This window comes from Sulfurimonas sp. C5 (assembly GCF_029872055.1).
Lineage (GTDB): Bacteria > Campylobacterota > Campylobacteria > Campylobacterales > Sulfurimonadaceae > Sulfurimonas.
On sequence record NZ_JARXNQ010000016.1, the window covers coordinates 1 to 1,777 of the forward strand.

Below are 1,777 nucleotides of genomic sequence, written 5' to 3' on the forward strand. Positions count from 1 at the left end.
AATGAACTTAGATCACTGAAAACTAAGCAAGAAGAGACAAGAAATAATACTTTGTTGAATCGTGAGATTCTTTATTGAGCTAATCAAACGAATGATTACTCATTACTCTAGAAAGGAGGTGATCCAACCGCAGGTTCTCCTACGGTTACCTTGTTACGACTTCACCCCAGTCGCTAATTCCACCGTAAGCGGTAGCCTCCCGAAGGTTAGCTTCCCGATTTCGGGTGAAATCAACTCCCATGGTGTGACGGGCGGTGAGTACAAGACCCGGGAACGTATTCACCGTAGCATAGCTGATCTACGATTACTAGTGATTCCAGCTTCATGTTCTCGAGTTGCAGAGAACAATCCGAACTGAGAGACGCTTTATGAGATTGGCTCCACCTCGCGGTATCGCAACTCTCTGTACGCCCCATTGTAGCACGTGTGTAGCCCTGGCCGTAAGGGCCATGATGACTTGACGTCGTCCTCACCTTCCTCCTCCTTGCGAAGGCAGTCTCCTTAGAGTGCCCAGCCGAACTGCTGGCAACTAAGGACGAGGGTTGCGCTCGTTGCGGGACTTAACCCAACATCTCACGACACGAGCTGACGACAGCCGTGCAGCACCTGTTTTCAAGTTCCCCGAAGGGCACCACTCCATCTCTGGTGTGTTCTATCAATGTCAAGGCCAGGTAAGGTTCTTCGTGTATCTTCGAATTAAACCACATGCTCCACCACTTGTGCGGGTCCCCGTCTATTCCTTTGAGTTTTAATCTTGCGACCGTACTCCCCAGGCGGAACACTTAATCTGTTAAGTGCATCACCGAAGTAACTAGTACTCCGACGACTAGTGTTCATCGTTTAGGGCGTGGACTACCAGGGTATCTAATCCTGTTTGCTCCCCACGCTTTCACGCCTTAGCGTCAGTAATGTCCCAGCAGATCGCCTTCGCTTTCGGTATTCCTAGTGATATCTACGGATTTTACCCCTACACCACTAATTCCATCTGCCCCTTCCATACTCTAGGTTTACAGTTTCAAGTGCAGTTCTACAGTTAAGCTGTAGGATTTCACACCTGACTTGAAAACCCGCCTACGCGTCCTTTACGCCCAGTGATTCCGAATAACGCTTGCACCCTCCGTATTACCGCGGCTGCTGGCACGGAGTTAGCCGGTGCTTATTCATATGCTACCGTCATTTTCTTGACATATAAAAGGAGTTTACACACCGAAATGCGTCATCCTCCACGCGGCGTTGCTGCATCAGGGTTTCCCCCATTGTGCAATATTCCTCACTGCTGCCTCCCGTAGGAGTCTGGTCCGTGTCTCAGTACCAGTGTGGCGGATCATCCTCTCAAACCCGCTACCCGTCATTGCCTTGGTGAGCCATTACCTCACCAACTAACTGATAGGATATAGGCCGATCCCTTAGCGAAAAAACTTTCCCGACTCTACTTATGAAGAGAAGGAGTATCTAGTATTAATCACCGTTTCCAGTGGCTATCCCAGACTAAGGGGCACATTACCTATATATTACTCACCCGTGCGCCACTCGTCAGCAAGGAGCAAGCTCCTCCTGTTACCGTTCGACTTGCATGTGTTAAGCACGCCGCCAGCGTTCATTCTGAGCCAGGATCAAACTCTCCATAATTGAATTGTTTAATCTTTAGCCCAAGATTTAAAAATCATTGGCTTTATCTTAAAGTTATCTACTAACTGTTAAAAGTTAATAGACGGTTGTTGTATTATTAGTTATTATCTCAAGCTCTCGCTTGCTTAGTTTTCAATGATCTCAAACT

At 47.8% G+C, this 1,777-nt stretch carries 1 rRNA gene; it reads right to left on the reverse strand.

The features are described 5' to 3' along the window. Positions 1–111: 111 nt before the first annotated feature. Positions 112–1,629: ribosomal RNA gene (locus tag P6N22_RS10595) — 16S ribosomal RNA — on the reverse strand. Positions 1,630–1,777 lie beyond the last annotated feature (148 nt).